This window comes from Massilia hydrophila (assembly GCF_020208145.1).
GTDB lineage: Bacteria > Pseudomonadota > Gammaproteobacteria > Burkholderiales > Burkholderiaceae_D > Telluria > Telluria hydrophila.
In genome coordinates this window covers 1-474 of the sequence record NZ_JAHYBX010000047.1, presented here as the reverse complement: position 1 = coordinate 474, position 474 = coordinate 1, and the positions used below count along the sequence as shown (strand labels likewise).

Annotated in this window: 1 protein-coding gene; it reads right to left on the bottom strand. The window is 68.6% G+C overall.

Annotation, left to right across the window (positions count from 1 at the left end; translation table 11 throughout):
• On the bottom strand, positions 1-474 hold a 474-nt coding region (locus LE190_RS21425; RefSeq protein WP_225240607.1), incomplete at both ends, for a S1C family serine protease.

The window sequence follows — 474 nt, the reverse complement described above, 5'->3', positions numbered from 1 at the left end:
CTCTTCGGATCGACTTCGGTGACCACGACGCCTTCCTTGCCGGCGCCGGCCACGGAGTCGGCGGGCGCAACGGTCATGCCGAGCTTGGGCACGTCGGTGCCGCGGCTCGCACCCTTGCCGCTGTCCTTGTCGGTGTCGGCCTTGGCCTCGACCGTGTTCGGCAGCTGGCCGAGCGTCAGGTTCACGACCTTGTCCTGGCCCTTGTGCAGCACGTTGAGCTTCACGGTCGCGCCGGGCGAAAGGCCGCCGATGGTGCGGGCGAGCTCACGGGCGTCCTTGACGGCTTCGCCGTTGACCGAAGTGATCACGTCGCCGGACTCGATGCCGGCCTTGGCAGCCGGACCGTTCGCCTGGGGTTCTGCCACCAGCGCGCCTTCGGCCTTCTTCATGCCGAGGCTGTCGGCGATGTCAGACGTCACCGGCTGGATCTGCACGCCGATCCAGCCGCGGCTGACCGAGCCCTTGTCCTTGAGC